15 protein-coding genes are annotated in these 19,202 nt (G+C 43.0%); 2 read left to right on the plus strand and 13 right to left on the minus strand.

The window, feature by feature from the left end; translation table 11 throughout:
- Nucleotides 1–458 precede the first annotated feature (458 nt).
- A complete protein-coding gene (locus AC6I7V_RS20350) occupies nucleotides 459–2,027 on the plus strand; it encodes a sensor domain-containing diguanylate cyclase (RefSeq protein WP_498012558.1) in 1,569 nt (522 codons plus the stop codon).
- A 165-nt stretch (nucleotides 2,028–2,192) separates the two neighbouring features.
- On the opposite strand, the gene AC6I7V_RS20355 is transcribed toward AC6I7V_RS20350, so the two are convergent.
- From AC6I7V_RS20355 to AC6I7V_RS20415, 13 genes are all read right to left on the minus strand, one after another.
- A complete protein-coding gene (locus tag AC6I7V_RS20355; RefSeq protein WP_255232848.1) occupies nucleotides 2,193–2,936 on the minus strand; it encodes a hypothetical protein in 744 nt (247 codons plus the stop codon).
- A gap of 115 nt (nucleotides 2,937–3,051) precedes the next feature.
- Nucleotides 3,052–4,269 carry a serine hydrolase domain-containing protein gene (locus AC6I7V_RS20360; RefSeq protein WP_498012559.1) on the minus strand — a complete coding sequence of 406 codons (1,218 nt, stop codon included), beginning with the start codon at nucleotides 4,267–4,269 and terminating at the stop codon, nucleotides 3,052–3,054.
- Nucleotides 4,270–4,451: 182 nt separating this feature from the next.
- On the minus strand, nucleotides 4,452–5,432 hold the full coding sequence (locus AC6I7V_RS20365; protein WP_498012560.1) for a helix-turn-helix domain-containing protein: 981 nt from the start codon (nucleotides 5,430–5,432) through the stop codon (nucleotides 4,452–4,454).
- A 315-nt stretch (nucleotides 5,433–5,747) separates the two neighbouring features.
- Nucleotides 5,748–5,921 (minus strand): hypothetical protein, encoded by a 174-nt coding sequence (locus AC6I7V_RS20370; protein WP_005391082.1) that lies wholly within the window; start codon nucleotides 5,919–5,921, stop codon nucleotides 5,748–5,750.
- Nucleotides 5,922–5,932: 11 nt separating this feature from the next.
- On the minus strand, nucleotides 5,933–6,709 hold the full coding sequence (locus tag AC6I7V_RS20375; protein WP_005391083.1) for a M48 family metallopeptidase: 777 nt from the start codon (nucleotides 6,707–6,709) through the stop codon (nucleotides 5,933–5,935).
- Nucleotides 6,709–9,987 carry a type I restriction endonuclease subunit R gene (locus tag AC6I7V_RS20380; RefSeq protein WP_498012561.1) on the minus strand — a complete coding sequence of 1,093 codons (3,279 nt, stop codon included), beginning with the start codon at nucleotides 9,985–9,987 and terminating at the stop codon, nucleotides 6,709–6,711. The genes AC6I7V_RS20375 and AC6I7V_RS20380 overlap by 1 nt, the downstream gene beginning before the upstream one ends.
- Before the next feature lie 50 nt (nucleotides 9,988–10,037).
- Nucleotides 10,038–10,895: a DUF6933 domain-containing protein gene (locus tag AC6I7V_RS20385; RefSeq protein ID WP_498012562.1), complete on the minus strand. Its 858-nt coding sequence runs from the start codon at nucleotides 10,893–10,895 to the stop codon at nucleotides 10,038–10,040.
- Between the two features lie 78 nt (nucleotides 10,896–10,973).
- Nucleotides 10,974–12,212 carry a restriction endonuclease subunit S gene (locus AC6I7V_RS20390; RefSeq protein ID WP_498012563.1) on the minus strand — a complete coding sequence of 413 codons (1,239 nt, stop codon included), beginning with the start codon at nucleotides 12,210–12,212 and terminating at the stop codon, nucleotides 10,974–10,976.
- Nucleotides 12,202–13,719, minus strand: coding sequence for a type I restriction-modification system subunit M (locus tag AC6I7V_RS20395; RefSeq protein ID WP_498012564.1), 1,518 nt, complete (start codon nucleotides 13,717–13,719; stop codon nucleotides 12,202–12,204). The genes AC6I7V_RS20390 and AC6I7V_RS20395 overlap by 11 nt, the downstream gene beginning before the upstream one ends.
- Nucleotides 13,720–13,739: 20 nt before the next feature.
- Nucleotides 13,740–14,693 carry a nucleotidyl transferase AbiEii/AbiGii toxin family protein gene (locus AC6I7V_RS20400; protein WP_102424391.1) on the minus strand — a complete coding sequence of 318 codons (954 nt, stop codon included), beginning with the start codon at nucleotides 14,691–14,693 and terminating at the stop codon, nucleotides 13,740–13,742.
- 1 nt (nucleotide 14,694) lies between these two features.
- The gene (locus AC6I7V_RS20405) at nucleotides 14,695–15,099 is read right to left on the minus strand and encodes a DUF6088 family protein (protein ID WP_005391098.1); all 405 of its coding nucleotides are present in this window, start codon (nucleotides 15,097–15,099) and stop codon (nucleotides 14,695–14,697) included.
- A gap of 188 nt (nucleotides 15,100–15,287) precedes the next feature.
- On the minus strand, nucleotides 15,288–15,881 hold the full coding sequence (locus AC6I7V_RS20410) for a tyrosine-type recombinase/integrase (RefSeq protein ID WP_005391099.1): 594 nt from the start codon (nucleotides 15,879–15,881) through the stop codon (nucleotides 15,288–15,290).
- 150 nt (nucleotides 15,882–16,031) lie between these two features.
- Nucleotides 16,032–16,274, minus strand: a complete 243-nt coding sequence (locus AC6I7V_RS20415; protein ID WP_498012565.1) for a type II toxin-antitoxin system TacA family antitoxin — start codon at nucleotides 16,272–16,274, stop codon at nucleotides 16,032–16,034.
- 559 nt (nucleotides 16,275–16,833) lie between these two features.
- Here AC6I7V_RS20415 and AC6I7V_RS20420 point away from each other — a divergent pair.
- Complete coding sequence (locus AC6I7V_RS20420; RefSeq protein WP_498012566.1) at nucleotides 16,834–18,777, plus strand: metallophosphoesterase family protein; 1,944 nt, start codon at nucleotides 16,834–16,836, stop codon at nucleotides 18,775–18,777.
- Nucleotides 18,778–19,202 lie beyond the last annotated feature (425 nt).

Raw genomic sequence — 19,202 nt, forward strand, 5'->3', positions numbered from 1 at the left:
TTATTATATTTGAATAATTATGCTTGGAAAATACAGTTATTGTAGATTGATTGAGTAATAAAACCGCAAGTTTTTTATATATAAATGAGAGTCAATCCTAAGTGAAATAGCTCTCTCATTTTTTAAATAGAGCCTCCCCCTCGAATTTAGGAGTCTAAAAATACCAAACAAAGTCAATTGCTAAGGTGTGAATCATTTTTGAAACGATCATGCAATATCCCTGCTAACTCAAAGGTTTTCTCTTGACATTTTATTCTATCTATTGCTTATAAAATCAGCGAATTATCTCACTTTCATGCTCAACAGGGTTGAAATCTCATTATGCATGGTTTTGTTTTTACTTAATCTATCACTGTTGGTAATATTATTTTATAAATTTAAATTATAACCACGCTCTCCTGTTGGGTGATAAATATCATTCAAGGAATAGGGGAGTGTTTTTACAATGGAAGTCAGGCATGACGTCAGTAATTGGCCATCGAATTAACTTACGATTACTTGTCTTATCTTTGTGTATATTGAGTGTGGCTATTACGTTGATGAACGTATTTCATTCAAGCTACCGTGCTCAACATGAATTAATAATCAACAAAAACTTAGAGGCAAATCGAGTCTATGCTGACAAAATGGCGGCAATGACGGATGTATATGTTGAGCAAGTGATATCTCAACTAAAATACAGTGCGCGTCTACTCTCTTCTCGTATCGATGATGCGAACTTTGTTGAGCAAGAGACTGCAAGGCTCAAACAACAGACGGATTCATTTAACTCAGTGTATGTGGTGAATCATGACGGTGTGATTGGTTCAATTATGCCCAAGAGTGTCAACATTCAAGGGGTGAAATTAACGTCGGAGCGTTCTAGACAGTCAATACGAGCGAAGGCACCGTTGATTTCCGATCCATTCGTTTCACCTGCAGGAAATTATCTCATTAGTATGACGTATCCGATATTCTCTCCTCAAGGTAGATATCTTGGGTATGTCGGTGGCAGTATTTATCTAGAAAACTCTAGCCTTTTGAGTAACCTATTGAGCCGTCATAATTATAAAGATGGCTCGTATTTGTACGTGGTTGATCGAAACCGTTCACTGATTTATCACCCAGATAAAAACCGTATTGGTGAAGTGGTATTGGGTAATGACGCAGTAGAAACCGTGTTGAATGTTGGCGAGGGCTCTAAGGAAGTTGTGAATACTCAAGGTATCACGGTGTTGTCGGGGTTTGCTATGGTGAAAAGCACGGGTTGGGGTATCATCGCTCAAACTCCGAAAGATAGGGCTATTATGGAGCTAGAGACTCAAATGCAATACGTGATGTTGGAGTCTATTCCCGTCGGGATTGGCACTTTGATCTTCATTTGGATCTCCGCTATTTGTATATCTAGACCATTGTGGCAACTCGCTAATACCGTGAATAAATTCGATACCACGCACTCACTATCAACCGAGCTGAACAATGTTCATCCTTGGTATTTTGAGGCGTCACAACTCAAAGCAAGCTGCGAGAATACCTTCAACTTAGTATCGAACCAGATAGAGAAATTGCATTCTGAAAACCTGACCGATCCAATGACGGGCTTGTTGAATCGTCGAGGGCTCAAGCAAACAATCGAGACTTTCCAGCAGAGTAGTAAACCGGTATCGGTATTGGCATTGGATATTGATCACTTCAAGGCCGTTAACGATAAATATGGTCACCAGTTTGGCGACCAGTTGATTAAGCAGACGGCAAACTTAATGAAAGCTCAAGTAAGAGACGTAGATGTTGTCTGTCGCTCAGGAGGAGAAGAGTTCATTATCTTCTTAGATGGGTCGAGCATGGATGTGGCTTACGAGATCGCTGAGCGCATCCGACTGTCAATTGAGTCAGATATTACATCGCTCGAAGAGGGGACGACGATCTCAATTGGTGTGGCGCAATGGTACGGTGACTCAACACCAATATCCCTTACGTTAGAGTTGGCGGACAATGCTTTGTATGCTGCAAAAAGAAATGGTCGAAATCGTACAGAACTTTTCTCTTAAGCTATTGTGCCAATTAGCTTCTACGAAATTTAAATGTGACTTGAAAAGTTAAGTGCTCTTCAACCGAAGAGCACTTTTTCCGCCAATTGCATTCCAGTTAATGCGCTGGAACGTGAAGCCTAATCTAAACTGAGTAGTAAGGATAACACTCTCTTTTACTTCAAGTTAGAAGAACACTTTGTAGTTGAACCAAGCGACGGTATCGGTATCCATTTTATGAGTTACGCCATTCAACTTAGTCTCGCCAGACGTGGATTCAATTTTGATTTGTCCCCAACGCTTTCCATCTTCAGAAACAGGCGTTGCTGCCATCAGTGTCGTTTTAACCGTGTTAATATCCATATCGCCATTTAGGTAGGTAAACTCTGGGAAGGCCGCAAGGAAAGTGCCATCGTCACCGGTTTTTAATACCGCGTAACCTGCTGCCATTGCGCCAGTCACGCTGCGGTCGTCTATTCCCACATTATTGGCGAAATCTTTATCATATTCCCCTGCTAAAACCGCACCACGAGCAAATAGCGTTAACGAGTCGATTGGCGTTCTAAATAGTGCAATCCCCCCTAACGCGGCTGTGGTAAAGGTATCGTTATTGATGATATCTAAAGAGGTGGCAATACGGGGCGTTACTGCACTATCAAGATTAAACACATGGAAGTACTGCAGGCGAGAGTCTTTGTATTCGCCTTCTGAATCCATTGTTCCCTCTAGCGACGTCATCGCCATTTGACCATTATCAAATGTGTAAGAGAGTGAGCCCGTGAGCTTTACATCACCTTGATTACTAACACCGACAATTGCGGTGGTATTGGCACGAGTTAAGTCTGATGCATCAAAATCTTCTTCTGCCATGACTGGCGACGCAAGGGCACTAAGCGCAAGGGCTGCGCTGGTTATATTTTTGTGTAACATAGTAAATTCCAGAATAAATAATTAAGTAACTGCAGAAGCCTTTCACGTCACTGTGAACCTAATCATCCTTAATCATCACCCGGTGTAACGTTGTCTAAAGCTATAGAATTGGCGACTATTTCAAATCTTTCATGAAACCACGGATGTATCCCGCTACGTTGTGCTCTTCAATACGATTGCTGAACCAAACGGCCACGGTGTTTTTGTCTGGAGAGATATATAGCCCTTGACCACGCATGCCGCCTTTGTATAGGTCACCATCTTCAAATACCGCATCGAACTGGTAGGTACCGCCAATTGGTTCATCTGGGAACATGCCCACAAATCCTGTATGTGCTGGGCTCACTTTGTAAATACCTGGTTTTACTGAGTTTTGAATGTGTTTGACCATCGAAGAGGGTACGATTTGCTCTGTCGCGGTGGCAGACCATTGATCGGTGAATAACATGCCTAATCGCGCCATATCTTCGATGTTTGAATTGAATAAACCATGAATCACTTCATAGCCATCTGGTGTTAGCGTGAAATATCCATCCGCTGTCATTCCGGCTTTTGACCACACGCGTTCTTCGAATACTTCAGAGACAGTTTTATTCTCAACGGTAGAGATCAACAGCCCCAACATTTGTGTATTAGCGGAGCTGTATTCAAATGCTTCAGCGGGTTCGCGTCCCTTCTCCATATTGATTAAGGTTTGGTAGTAATCATCCGCTTCACCTGTTTCTGCCAACATCATTTGGTTAATAGCGGCTTTTGGGTTCGCTCGTGCTGCGTCGTTTTCCTCATGATCCATGCCGGACTGCATGTTGAGTACATCGATAACTTTGACTTCCCCCCAATCTTTGCCATTGAGGTCAGCAATGTAGGTTTTGAGTGGCTTGTTCACATCAATCTTGCCTTCCGATTCAAGCATCGCCACCAGCAAACCCGCAATTGCTTTGGCATTACTCATCCACACATGCTTTTCATTCTCTGGAATGTTGTGATGTTCAAAGATCACTTTTCCATCTCGAACAATCATCATCGAGTTGACTGATGGGTTGTCGCCAGTCATCAGGTTCGACAGTTTTTCACCATTGAATGTGGTATCGAATACCGCATTTGGGTTGATGTAGGCACGCTCAAGTGCCACTGGGATACCAGCCTTCTTTACCGATGCTGTAGGGAGTACTTGATCTAGGTTTTCCCAATACCAAGATGCTTGTTCACTTGGGTACATGAACTTGAACATGCCGAATTGTTGTTGGTAGGTTTGACGTGTTTCGATGGTTAGTGCCGCAGCGTTAGCAGACATTGCTGCCATAGCCATCGTGATTAGAGTTTTCTTTAACATAGTGTGCCCCGTTGAGGTCTCTTGATAATCTAATTACGATTTTAGAGAGAGGGCTGGTGGGTTCCCCTACCATTTTCCGACATTTTTATGGTGGTGCTGTAAAAGAAAAAATAGTTGCGATAACAGCTATCGAACAAGGTAATGGGTTGTTAATAAAGGAGAAGATTATTAGATAGTAGGGTCTACTTAGACTTGTTAACTTTGATCTTGAGTTGAGTTGGAGAAAGCCCAGTTGTATTTTTTATTGCTCGAGTTAATTTAGCGGCATCAGAGTAGTTAAGAATGACGGAGATCTCTTCAACCGATAAACCTTGACTAAGCAGCTGTTTGGTTTTGTCCACAATTAAACCATTAACATATCCTCTAAAACTCTCTCCTTGTTGGGTAAAGAGTCGTTGAATCGTTCTTTCTGAAACGCCAAATAGCCCTGACACGTAATCCATACTGAAGGCTTCATGGAGCAATATAGAGTCCGTAACTTTTTTTACTTGCTCAAGTTTGTCGAAATTGACGGGTGTTGGACTTTGTAAATACTCCTTCATCACCTCTTCAACATTGATTCCCAAAGGAATAAAGCTAGAAGGTTGACCGGTATTGACCTTTGCGTGTTTCGTTAATGAATACACCATCGGTGTAGCAGTGAATTGAGGCTCAAAGTCCAAGTAATCAGGCTTCCACTTTTCCCCCATGAACTCTCGCAATACCGTAAGCAATCTAGAGGTGGTGAACATATGTGAATGCATAAAGCCTTTATCTCGCTTGTTTAATGCGCTTCGGTGAACCACACCTAACCCACCGTTTTTGTACGCCACGTTTATATGAAAATGCGATCCTTGTAGGTTTTGCAGTTGCGACACACGCAGTAAACAAGAAAGAAGCGAACCACTCCGTTCAATGCTTTTGAGCACCAAGGGGTGCATATCATGGCGTTCGTACTTGTGACCAGAAATCAGCCCGATGTCATTTAAGTTGGTCAATTGTGATGCTGTTTCTAGCGCGTAGCCAAGACAATAGGAAGGTAGGTAAAGTTGACTATCATCGATCAGCTTTTGGTTTAACCCAAATGGCGTAAGGATAAGCTCTGGGTTTTGGTTATAGTCAGAGACAGATGTAAGGAAGGGTTTCAGTATTGATGCACGACTGATCGCGAAGTTTTTAGCCATAAGTCATTATCACACTGTTCCACGCTAGTTGTAAATTATATCTGTAATGCGTAACCGTAATCGATCAACCCAATGCATGAGTTCTCGCCGGGCAAGGTCAAATCCACAAATATGTATGAACAAAAAAAAGGCACAGAGTTTTTAGAGTCGTCTCACTAACGTGTTCTTGACTTAGATTTGGATTTGTAAAACGTTTTTGGACATTTATTGGTTAGAGCAAATATTCAACGCTAGTATACCTTACCCTGAAAACCACACCATAAAAAAACACTAAAAATGAATAGATACTCAACATCTGAGCACGCTCAATTTCATTTAATCATCCACAACTTCAATCGTTATATGCTGAGCACCAAGGTATGTGCCTTCATCCACTTCATAACGCAGGGTTTCATCGCAATGTGGGCAGTCAAAGGCTTCTTTTGGTTCGATGCATTCATCTTCTAGCCAGTCCCAGCCAATATGCTTTTCACAAGTTGGGCATCTCATTTCAACAATCCTTATTCATTCAAATACAACTCAGCCATCCCATCTAAACGGGCTTTAACTTCTTTCCAGTGAGGCATCACGCTGGTCAGCAAGCGCCAAAACTTCTCACTGTGGTTGTGCTCAGCGATATGGCAAAGCTCATGCAGAATCACGTAATCAATACATTCTTTAGGCGCTTTAATCAGGTGAGGGTTGAGCATCAGGTTCCCTTTGGCTGAACAGCTTCCCCATTGCTTTGTCATGGGCAGTACACGAAAACTTGGAATGCCTTTTACCCATGTTGCTTGAGGTAATAACTCAGATAGGCGCTCATGGAAAATACGTTCAGCACGAACCTTGTACCAGTTGCGCACCAAAGCTTTAACCATGGCAGTTTTGTCATCGTTGAATCTCGTCAAGGTGACAAGTAGCTTACCACGAGTCATTTTTACTGATGGCAAGGCATCTGCATCTTCTACGACCTTTAGCACATAACGACGACCAAGATAGAACTGCATCTCACCGCTGACGTAGTGTTTGGGCTGCACGTACTCCAGATGACCTCGAAACTCTTTAAGGGCATCATAAATCCACTTGGCACGCTTCATTACCGCTTGGTGAATATCCTCAAGCTCAGCATCTTCTGGGGTACTAACCGTGACATCACAGTTGGGTTGCACCTTGATGGTAATGCTTCGCTTCTTTCCTTGTTTGATGGGCTTACGCAGCACCTCATAGCTCACAGCCTCATCCCCATAGATGAAGCTGTATTCTTCCTTGTTACGCTCGTCAGAGACTGTTGAAGCCATTAATGGTGACCTGCTAAACCTAAGCGAGTGATTTGCACCACTTCTTCGGCAATGACTTGCGCTTTATCGACGCCTAAATCAGCAAACAGTAAAGGCAGCACCTCTAGAGTGATCTGGTTTTCAATCTCAGATGGGTTGATTGAAAACTCTGCCACCGCTCTGCGCACTTTCTCGTCAATCTCTACTGCATAGTTGAAGCATTGATCTTCAGTAAGACCTTGACCTTCAGCGCCATGTTTCAAAAACAGACAAAAGTATGCTTGCACATGACGTTGAATTTTTGGGTCTAGCTCTGCCAAGCGTTCAGTTGGCACCCCCTCGACTTTGCGATCAATCACTTGCTCTTCAAAATCAGCAAATAGGAGATATTGCTTAACAGGCGCATCAAACATCTCTTTTGCTTGCTGAATCGCCTGTTTAAGTAGCTTCGAGAAATACTCTTGAGCATAAGGGTCATCGGCAAGATCTTGCTCAATCATCTTGGTGACACGCCCTGTGATCGCATCTTTCTTATTACGAGCCTCATCGTCACTTAGCTCTTCTGGTTTTATATCCTTACCCATATTGCCAACCAGATAAGCACCTTTAGACTCTTGGATCTCAACGCCACCGATGTGCTTGTCTAACATAGTCCGAATACTCTCAGCGTACTCGTCGTAATCAATGGTCTCTTCTGCTTGCTCACGAACAACTTTACGCAGTGATGTCATGCTTTTTAGCGTGTCTTTATAAATCTGACGTTTATCATCAAAGCTCTTGTCTTCAAAGTAGGTGGCTGATTGCAGGGCGACTTTTAAGCAATTAGCAAACGCAGTGAGCGTGCTATAAAAATCTTGGCGTTTCTTTAGGTTTAAGTCGGTGGGCTGACCATCTACGTATTCTATGTTCGGCGCAAATACCCGTGCCATTGCTTGCGGATCTTGTGTGTTTTTTACATCAATAAAAAATGCCCACAGCTCACTATAAAGACCTGGCAGCTTCTTATATTCAGTATCCATGCGGCTGTACAAGCCTTTAAGGTCATCGATATCAAAACCACCTTGGGTGCGCTCGGCCAAGTCCTGGTAGTCCGCAATGGTGGCATCGAGCTCTTTTAAGATGCCACGGTAATCGATGAGGTAACCAAACTCTTTCTTCTGATGCAGGCGGTTCACACGAGCGATGGCTTGGATAAGGTTATGTTGTTTCAGCGGCTTATCGATGTACAGCACCGTGTTTTTCGGCTCATCAAAGCCTGTTAGAAGCTTATCGACTACGATCATTAAGTCGGGGCCGTCATCTTTACCAAACTCTTCAATGATATGCTTGGTGTAGGCTTTCTCATCTTGACCAAAGTCAGAGTCCAACACGTTCTCTTTCCACCAATTCTGTACCACATCCTTACTTTCACCATCGACCGTATCGTGTCCCTCACGGGTGTCTGGCGGCGACATGGCAACAACCGAGGTCACTTTACCAATTTGGTCGAGAAGCTTCTTATATTGGATAGCAGAGGCTTTTGAGTCACAAGCAAGCTGCCCTTTTAAACCCTGGCGCTTAAAGTTTTGGAAATGGTCAGAAATGTCATGAGCGATAAGCTCAATACGACCTTCGGTTTGATAGATTTGACCTTTCTGAGCAAACTTCTTCTTCAAGTCTGTGCGTTGCTTTTCGGTGAGCTTATCAGTGATGCGGTCAAACCAAGCATCAAGAGCTTTATCGTTGGTGCTTAACTCTGGCACTCGCTCTTCATACAGTAGCGGGGTAACGGTTTTGTCTTCCACCGCTTGTTGCATGGTGTAAGAGTGGATGATCTTACCGAACTTGTTTTCTGTCTTATCGTCTTGCAGTAGCGGTGTTCCCGTAAAGCCAATGTAAGCGGCTTTTGGCAGCGCCTGTTGCATTCGAATGTTGTTTTCACCGTTTTGGCTGCGGTGCCCTTCATCAACCAGCACAATCATATCAGGGCTGTCGTTATAACACTCTGGCAGTTCAATCGCGGTGCCAAACTTGTTGATGATAGAGAAGATGATGCGCTCGTTGCCTTTGCCGATTTGCTCCGCTAAGCGGCGGCCTGTTGTAGCCATGGCAGTTTTACGATCTTTCTCAGACAGCGCACCGCCAGAGGCAAACGTTCGTGCTAGCTGATCTTCCAAATCAACACGGTCGGTAACGACAACAACACGGCACTTGGCGAGCTCTTTAATCCAAATCAGTGCCTTGGATAAGAACACCATGGTGAAAGACTTACCCGAGCCTGTGGTATGCCAGATTACGCCGCCGTTACGTGCGCCTTTCTCGTCAAAGGAGGTGACGCGTTCAATCAGGGCTTTAATGCCAAACACCTGTTGATAACGCGCTACGATTTTGCCCGCTTTTTTATCGAACAAGGTGAAAAGCTGAGTCATTTCCAGGAGGCGGTCGTGACGAAGCAACGACACCAACAAGCGGTCTTGGTCTGTTACCATCAAATCACCGCCAGCAATCAGCGATAGGTATTCATCACGTACTTTGGCTGGGCGGTGCGCAAACAGTTTATCTAGTTGCTCTGGTGTCAGTGGTGTGTTTTTCAGGCGTGCAAAGGTGGCATCGGTGATCTGTTCTTCTTTCCATTTCGCCCAAAACTTACTCGGTGTGCCGCAGGTGCCGTATAAGCCTTCATTTCCGTTCACCGACATGAGTAATTGGCTGTAGGCAAACAGGTGTGGGATCTCATCGACTTTTTGGTTGCGGATGTTTTGCGAGATGCCCTCGGCAACCGTCGGCTTGCCCTCATGAGAGGAGTCTGGGCGCTTGGCTTCAATCACTACCCAAGGCAAGCCATTCACAAAGCAGACAATATCGGGAATACGTTTGCCCGTGCCGTGCGCATTTTCAACTTCAAGCTCTTCAGTAAAATGGAACTGGTTGCTTTCTGGGTTTTGCCAATCAATGATATCAATGGTTGGGTTAGCTTTTTTACCCTCGACAAACTCGGTCACGCTAATGCCGTAGGTGAGGGCGTTATACAGCTTTTCATTCGCCGCTTTTAACCCTTCATTCATCGCAGGGTTGGCAAGCTCATGGACGATTTTATCCATCGCAGCCTCGGATAGCTGGCGATCTTTACCCATAAACGAGAAGGTTTTGTGTTTCAGAACATCACGCAAGACATCAGGCAAAATGACCGTGGAAAGATTGCCACGTTTCACCACGCACTCGCTTGGTGGAATGAACTGATAGCCAAGATTGGTGAGCAAGGTTAACGCGGGAATCTTTGCGCTTTGTTCTTCTCGGAAGTTGGGTAAATTGCCTGACATTGTCGTCCCTTATTATTGAGTCGTTTTTGTTTTTATTGTTGCTTTTACTTTTAATGTAGTTTGCGTTTTTTGGCCTGATTGAAGTCGATGACGTTATCGGGAATGTCTTCGCTCTGCGTGTCAGGGGCAATCTCTTGGTAAAACTCATCGATTGCTTGGTTGAGTTCCGCATTCATCTCGTCCAGATAGCTGTCATCTGGAATGCCACGCTTAACCATTTCGGCGTGCATCATCTGTCGACGCAGAGATCCAAATAACTGGCGGATGAGCTTGTCCTCGTTGTCACCCAATTCGCTGTAGGTCTGCATCCAATCAATGAACATCTCTTCGTCAGGGTGAAAGTAGTCTTTCTTTTGTTTGGTCGAGCGAATTAAACTGTTGATCCAGTCATCAAATTCAGCGCACTCTTCCTGCCCCTTGGGTAGGGAGCCGATTCGGTACACTCGGTCTTCAAATTGCCAAGCGACATCATTAATGTGGCTTTGTACACTGCGGTCACCGCGTTGACAAAAGAATGGTCTAGGATGAAGTTTGATGAACTCATTGAACATCTCTTCGAAGCTCTCTTCATCGCACATTTCGAACTCTTCACCAAAGAACTGCATGTTGTTAAACAGCCGTTCCAGCAGTTGATTAGTAAATTCGAGCCAATCCCCTTTTTGAATGCCGACAAACACCATGGCGTAGCGGGTTTCGACGTGCATGGCAATCAGCACCTTTTTGCGTTGAACGTTGACCGCATGCACCAACCAAGCACTGATTGGTACTGTTGGGGTATTCAACACATTCGCGGCTTCAGTTCCACTGACCGAATCCGTCGGCGGCGCTTCTAATGGGGAGACTTTTTTGCCATTGCGCTTTACGGTGAAAAAGTCCGCAGCGGCTTTGGTGCAGTTAAACACTAACATTGTGTAATACCTAGTTTAGATAACGGCGATAAAGTGTGACGCAGAGCGTCACACATTGTTCGAGAGTTAAGAAATGCTTTACGCCGCAACGTCTTCATCCACTTTTACGCGACGTTTACCCGTCAACAGTTGCTGCATCAGTGCTTTTTTCTCTTGTTTAAAGTGAGTAAGCTTGGCTTCGAGTATTTCGATTTCTTTATCGGCAGAAGTGAGGACAGAGGCTATTTTTTGTTGTTCGTAATGAGCAGTGACTTTTATTGTGAAGTTGCTTAATACTTGTTTCGTTATTGTTTTAATTGTACCGCCAGGTGCTTTTTCTTTTTCAATTTCGAAAAGCTCTTGAATTGCGTAAGCGAAATAGATGGTATCCATTTTGCGTTTAAATGATTGGAACAATAGAACAGTTCTGTCAACGTAAGCATCATATTGTGTGATAGCAACACGACCTATCGAACCTTGTAAGGAAACAATTACTGTACCAGCTTCAATGAATACACTTTTTTCTATTGCAGCATCACTAATTTTGGTTTTTGTGTCCTTTTTAAGTTTCATGTTTTTATCAATATCGAACACTTGAATAAAAGGATACCCATTTACTTCATCAACCCACTCTGGGTTTCCATATGGCTGCGGAAAGCTTCCTCTCCGATATAGAGCAAGATCGTCTAACCTAACCTCTTCCCACTCCCCCTCAAACGCCTTGCCCGTTTCAGGGTTGACCAAACGCTTCTTACCCGTCAAAAGCTGCTGCATCAGGGCTTTTTTCTGCTGCTTGCTGGTTTCAATCAGCTTTTCAGTGGTGGTAATCGCTTTGTCCCATGTTGAAAGGATTTTGGCGATTTTGCGTTGTTCTGGAAGTGGTGGAACAGGTAGCTTAAATGACTTAATTTGCTCAAAATTTAGTCCTTGCCTATTTCCGCCAGCTTGAAACTGTTCTATTTGTTTTTGACCATAAAACGATAGAAGGAAGTTCTTTAAATATTCAGGTTCTAAAGCATCTGAACGAATGATGCATACGTGTTGATTTACGTTTGCTTCTTTTAGATGAGAAACGGCACTCCTGCCAATTGAAGCACCTGTTATATTGAGCAAAACATCATTTTTATAAACGATGCTGCCTTTCATTTTTTCATGTTGGTCTTCATCGATATACGCGACATCAGAAAGATCTAAATTTCCCCATAGAACATTCTGGCTTCTAATTAATGGGATGCCAGATGGTTTATATGCGTTGCTTCCACCTTTCGGAGTAACGCCACTGCCAATCTTAGTAGCTATACGTCCTAGATTCTTTAACTCCCAACCATTAGGCACCATAACCCAGCTCCTCTAGGTAACCCGCCATTTCTGCTTCAAGGTCAGCCAATTCAGTTTGTAGCGCTAAACGTTCAGTGCGTACAGCAACTAGGTCGATTTCATCTTCTTCCTCAAAAGTATCCACATAACGAGGAATATTGAGGTTGTAATCGTTCTCGGCAATCTCTTCTAGCGTAGCTAGGTACGAGTATTTATCGGTAGTTTCACGCGCCTTGTAGGTATCGACAATCTTCTGAATGTTCTCAGGCGTAAGCTGGTTTTGGTTTTTACCCGACTTAAATTCACGAGAGGCATCTATAAACAGCACCTTGTTATCGTCTTTGTGCTTTTTGAAGATAAGGATCGCAGCAGGGATACCTGTGCCAAAGAACAGCTTTTCAGGTAGGCCGATTACTGTATCTAGCAGGTTTTCATCAATAAGCTGTTTACGGATTTTACCTTCACTTGAAGCGCGGAATAGTACACCATGTGGTACAACCACACCCATGCGGCCAGTGTGCGGTTTTAGTGTCTCAATCATGTGCGAGATAAACGCGTAGTCGCCTTTGGTCTTTGGTGGGATACCGCGACGGAAGCGACCAAAGTGGTCATTACCCGCATCTTCAAAGCCCCATTTATCTAACGAAAAAGGTGGGTTCGCCGTAACTACATCAAAGTGCAACAAGCCTCCGTCTTTGTCTTGCAGTTTAGGGTTACGAATGGTGTCGCCCCATTCAATGCGGTGGTTGTCTTCACCGTGCAGGAACATGTTCATCTTAGCCAGTGACCACGTAGAACCAATCGCTTCTTGGCCGAACAGCGCATACTGCTTAGAACCAGCAAAGTTCTTTTGTACTTGCTTACCACATTTCATTAGTAGCGAGCCTGAGCCACATGCTGGGTCACAGATACTATCGCCTTGTTGTGGCTCTAGGATAATAGAAAGTAGATCCGACACCTCTGGTGGGGTATAGAACTCACCCGCCGATTTACCGCTACCAGCAGCGAAGTGTTTGATGAGGTACTCGTAGGCGTTACCAATCACGTCCAGCGAACCCACGCGGCTTGGGCGAAGGTTTAGGGTTGGCTTACCAAAGTCTTCTAGTAGGTGGCGCAGGATGTCGTTTTTTTGTTTTTCATCACCGAGTTTGTCGGTGTTAAAGCTGATGTCTTGGAATACGTTTTTTAGCTTAGTGCCGTTGGCTTCTTCAATCGCATGCAATGCCGTATCTATGCGCGTGCCGTTACCAGCCTCAAAACGCACTTCGTACAAGTCCCAAAAGGTAGCTCCTGCTGGAATTTTGAAGGACTGCTTTGACATCATGGCAGCGATCATCTGCTCATTGCCATCAAACTGCTTGGAAAGCTCATCAAACTTATCCTGGTGTACATCAGAAATGTACTTTAAGAACAGCATAGTCAGGATGAAATCTTTGTAGATAGATGGGTCTACTGTGCCACGGAATGTGTCACAAGCTGCCCAAACGGCTTTGTTGATCTCATCTTGATTGATTGGTGTGTGTGGCATTAAGTTGTTCTCGAGTAATGTTAAATTGTTTTAATTAGTGACGCTGCAATGCATTTAAAGGAGGCAAAGCAGGTATCAAAATCATGAGGTTCGGTGTTAAACACCATAGGAGTGACAAAGTCTTGAAAGCGATGGCGGAAAACAGGGTTTTCTTCAAGTTCTTGCAATCCGAGTTGTAGCTCTTGTTTTGGAGTGGCAACAAACTCTGCATGCTGATTACCAAAACGCACAATATCTTCTTCCAACACAGTTTTAAATAACGCTGTAAGTGCTGTCAGGTCGAGGTGTTCTGTCTGTTCTTCGGTCTTTAGAATGCAGTAAACATCATAGATATGGCGCACAAGAGTGGCATCATCCTTACGCTGTGCATCGCGCTTGACTGACATTGTGCGGCGCAACATTGATATGATTTTTTCAACCAACGTGGCATGGATAGAAACGCAATCAAACCCCTTCACTTCTGGTGGTTGTTTATACAGCTCTGCGACCAGTGATTGAATGCTACGAGGCTCTGCATCAAACAGTGGGATTGTCTCCATTAACTCCAGTTTGATAATGGGGCGAAGACATGGCGCTTGGCTAAACTGTTGCGGGTATCGGAGTTCCAACTCAACATAGCGATATTCATCACTTACACTACGCGCTTCAACCGTAAATCGCTCTGACCGAGTGATCGCCTGTTCAATACCGTTGATGCATGCCTTACGAGCTGCTTTCTTTTTTGCGCGGCTCAGTTCATCAAACGCTTGCTTAGGGATCAATTTAATGTCTACGTCTTCTGACATTCTCAGAATTTTAACGTTTGACTTTGCCAGAGCTGTACCGCCAGAAAAGACCATTTGGTGAGAGTCAGGCTTCACTTCTGCTAGCTCAGAAAGCAAGGCAACTACCCAGTAATCTTTTTCAATAATGGCAGGGTTTCCGAGCTCAAGTGCATCGGAAACCTCAAGAAACTGTTGCTTTAGTTTTTCCATATTAACTCGGTGAATTCAACACTCGGTTACCAACAACCAATTTGCGATTAAATTGTTTGGGATTCCATGAGTATTGAACGGATGATGGGATTTGGGTGCTTTCACCTGATAGGCTTTGCAAAGATAGGTTGTCCATCTCAAAATCGACGCCTTTCATCTTTAATATCTCGCGCATCAGGGCATCGCTCCCCCCAGGGTTCGTAGGCATGGGTTTGCCCGTTAAGCTGTTAATCCTTGCCTTGGTGTATAGACCATAGCCAAGCTTGATTAACTCACCTTTTTTGACTAGTTGCTTTAGCGCACGACCAATTTGATCGTAGCTAGCAAAGCCATCAAAGTCTTTGCGCTCAAACACATAACGTCTTGAACGCTTTATCTTTTGATAAATACGGTCAACGGCTGTCATTTGAACCTCCTAATTTCCTAAGTGTTCAGATTATAACTCAACCCTGTTGCCATAGGAATAAATACGGCACATGCATATGAGTAAATGCGACACTTGATCAGTTGATAGTTAGCATAAAGCATTGAAATAAAGACACAATATTGATTCAACTCAAGATCGACATAATTTGAATTCAGTGTCTAACCTAGTTATGAGTCTATCCCTTCAGAGATGTTCAGCGCATCCTCTATCTCGACCCCCAAATATCGAATTGTATTATCTAGCTTCACGTGACCAAGTAACAGCTGAACAGCCCGAATGTTTTTGGTGCGAGCATAGATTAACGTCGCTTTGGTACGGCGCATTGAGTGCGTACCATAAAGATAAGGATCGTAGCCAAGTTCAGTTGCCCAGCGGCGAATAATGGTGGCATAGCAGCTATAACTCATTGGCTTACCTTGTTTGCGAGGGCTTGGGAAAAGATAATCTGGTGCAGATAATTGGCTGCGTATTAACCATTGAGTCAAGGATTGTGCTGTGCGGGAAGTGATCTCAAACTGTACCTCTCGACCAGTTTTGCTTTGGCTGTAAAGAACACGATCTTGAATGACGCCACCAGAAGATATATCTCTAACTTTCATTCTTAGCAAGTCACAAGAACGGAGCTTACAATCGATGGCGAGATTGAGCAGGGCCAACTCCATGATATTGCCTTCGATTTCTAGTCTAGTGCGAATTCGCCAGATGTCTTCGAGCTTGAAGGGCTTTTTCTGCCCAGTTAAGTGACCTTTCTTCGTCCACATAATTGACCTCCCGTCTAACTTTAGAAGTGGCCTTAATAAGTTTAGATGAGGAAATTGAATGGCTATGCAGTTAGGGGGCTGAAAAATATTGCAGACTAAAGTGGGTTAGAATCTTTGCTCTAGATGATAAAGGGGCAAAAGTAAGCTGGTTCACTCCCAAGGGGCTTTCCGTTTTAAAAGCTTTTTTATGTCCTCTAAAGCTGTAAGATCTGGTGCTGAATTTAAAGCATCAACGAATTTTTCGTATTCGGTGTCGCTTAGCGATATTGATTTAGCCTGTTTTAGCATTTCAGTCCACTCTTCAATGTTAGTTTCACTAAGTTCATCAGCGTGTGTCGTATATGCAGTAAGGCTATCTAGCAGCTCGTCTTCCGTAAATCTTTTCTTGCTCATCACATACAACCTGACAGGATATTTAGATTAGTCGCAGTATAGCAAAATCAGCTAGACCGCCGTTGGAACAAATGTGCTGAAACAAACTTCGGGGCATTTCTGCTTTATATGTGTCCTTATCACGCCTCTAGACAAAGCAGTGTTACAGCGTTTTACTAAATTAGTACTCAACTAAAAGGAGCGGAAAGTTCTAACTTTAATGCTATTTGAATCGGGATGTTTACAGTATCTTAGTATTCAACATGGATATTTGAGAACGCAAAAGTTAGCAGATTGGTCAATATTAAATTTATTACTAAGATTTATTAAGATTATGTCACTCTGATTGGAAAATATTAATTTTTTTTGAATGAAGAAAGTTCAATGTGAATTTATCAAAGTTATAAATGTATAAACAAAGAAAATACACTATGGAAATCTATTTTTAAAAATATATTTGTTTAAAATGGAAGAGTAAAATTGCAATTAACCAATGAATGTAACGTTCATTGTATGTAAATATTAATGAAATAATGCGGAATTAAAATTATTTTTCTTTTAATTTCTAACAATATATAGAATGCAAAAATCATTATTACCATTAATCATTTCAAGTTTTCTCATCGGCTGTAATTCGTCATCAGATTCAGCTCCAACACCACAACCATCAATGCCTCAGTTAAAAGTTGGCATTCTTCCTGACACACAAGCTGACGGCTATCTTGTTGCAGAGCATGCAATGAGAGCAGTTTTAGAAAAGCATCTTGAAAATGGTGTTGATGTGGTCATTCCGGTTGGTGATCTTGTCGATAAAGGAAACCGCTCTGAATTTGAAAGTTGGGTTGCTATTGCTCGGGAATATAAGAGTAAAGGAATGGAATTTCTACCACTTATGGGGAATCATGAAGAGTCATATAGTTTTACCATAGATTGGATTGACTATATGTCGGAATTTATCCCTAAAGACGCAGTCCATCAGCCAAAGAAAGAATGGGTTAATTACTATGTAAAGCGTGATAATACCCTATTAATTCAGATTTCCTACTGGGAACTAGCCTTTGCATTTGAGTGGATAAAACAAGTTGTAGCAGAACATCGTGATGACGTTGATCATATTTTTATTAGTAGTCATGACGGCCTCGTTGGCGCTAAATACGGTCAAACACGAGAATTGATTGTTGATGGGGTCAAAGGTGATGTTCGTGGACAAATGCTCGAAAAATATTGGGATGAGATCAGGGATTTCTTCTATCAAAATGACATCATTTGGAATCAAGGTCATGAACATTTATACCAACGTTCTACCATTAATGCTCCAGAGTATTTGATACCCCAAGGATCAACACCTACTGGCGGAAATTACAGATTACCAATCTACACTCAAGTGATTGCAGGTAATGCTTCATATAAAGGTTATGACTTTCGCTATGGCGAGCGGGACTTTATTCAAAATGTTATACAAATGAAGATGGGGACCATGAATGGTTCTACGTCTCACCACCTTGACGTAAATGCGGCTCAATACTCGATACATGGTTCTCGTATTCGTTATGAATCATTCGCCGCTCCGCACACAGTAGTAACGAATGCACAAGGCCCAGGAGAATTGTTAACACCTGATTGGGTCATTATCGATAAGTTTGATCGTACCACTAACCGTTGTGAGAAAATTGTCGATGCAATTACAATCAAAGCCAAAATTGATACCGGTTCAGCTCGACCGGATGGCCATGACTACTCGTTTAGAACGGCTCCTTGTGTAGATTCAAATAATTTGACAGCTCGAATTCTCGGTGGAGAAAACACCATTTTTAACAGAATTCAAAATGTTGAGCGCACAATGGGTTGGGATAAAGACAAACGAGCGGAAGACCCTAGTGCATTTTGGGCTCGCATGCATAATTATATGTATCAAGGCCATGCTGCTTGGTCACCAAACTTTAATGCAAAAGAACGAGTCATAAAGGGTGAAGAGACGGAAGAGCATGCAAATTTTGTCATCCCTTCAACATCAATGGACCTTAAGAAGCATATTACGTTGAGCTGGGACAGCAATACTACAAGTGGAATGTTGTCTGATATTCTAGTGATATCTGGTTTAACAACCCATACAGGCACTTATCAAGATGCCGAAGGTGGTGTTTTGGATATTGAGGTAGAAGAGGGCGTTAAAACGACAACGTCAGATTGGGAGAAACCTGCCGAAGCAATGCCCAATGTCGCGACTAAAGAGTGGGATATTAGTAATCAACGTTCAACTCCGTATAGTATTGAATTTAGCTTACCTAAAGGTGAAACAATCCATACGACAGCTTTGTCAATGAAGATCGATGGTGATTGGAGCGACATGGCTCCTGTTGAGTGTGTTATCAACGAACCGTACGATAACGGATTTTTAGATTACCCACCAACATCTGAAATCAATTGCGACGAGAATACTTTTGTCGTTGGCTATGATGAAAATAAGCATACGTATTGGGCAGTTTTGCATGATGATGCCGAGCTGGTTCTAATAAAGAGGTAGTGAAAAGAGCGCTCTTACTGACAGTGTAAGAGCGCATCAAAAGTCTTGAAGTATGCGTAGTCGAGTTATATTGAGTAATTAATGTGGTGATAACGATGGTTAGTTAACAAAGTTAATCCAACTACTCATCCACCAATTGTCGGATAACTTTTATCACCGGAAGTTGTTCTAGCTCTTTTAAGTAGATTAAATAGGACTTCGATTTTATCTCGAGGTCAGAAATTTTGACCATTGTAATGTTCGGATGTGGCTGAAACTCATGTAGTCCGACATAACTAATGCCAAGCCCACATGTACTGCGTGGTATAAACGAGCTGATCCTGGCGTTGGTGTTCTCTACTGACATTATGTCGGCAAAGTTACGTCAAATGATTCGATAAGTTTCAAAACGGAAAAATTCAGGCTGTGATGTTGATAGATATAAA

The organism is Vibrio sp. KUL70 (assembly GCF_059725515.1).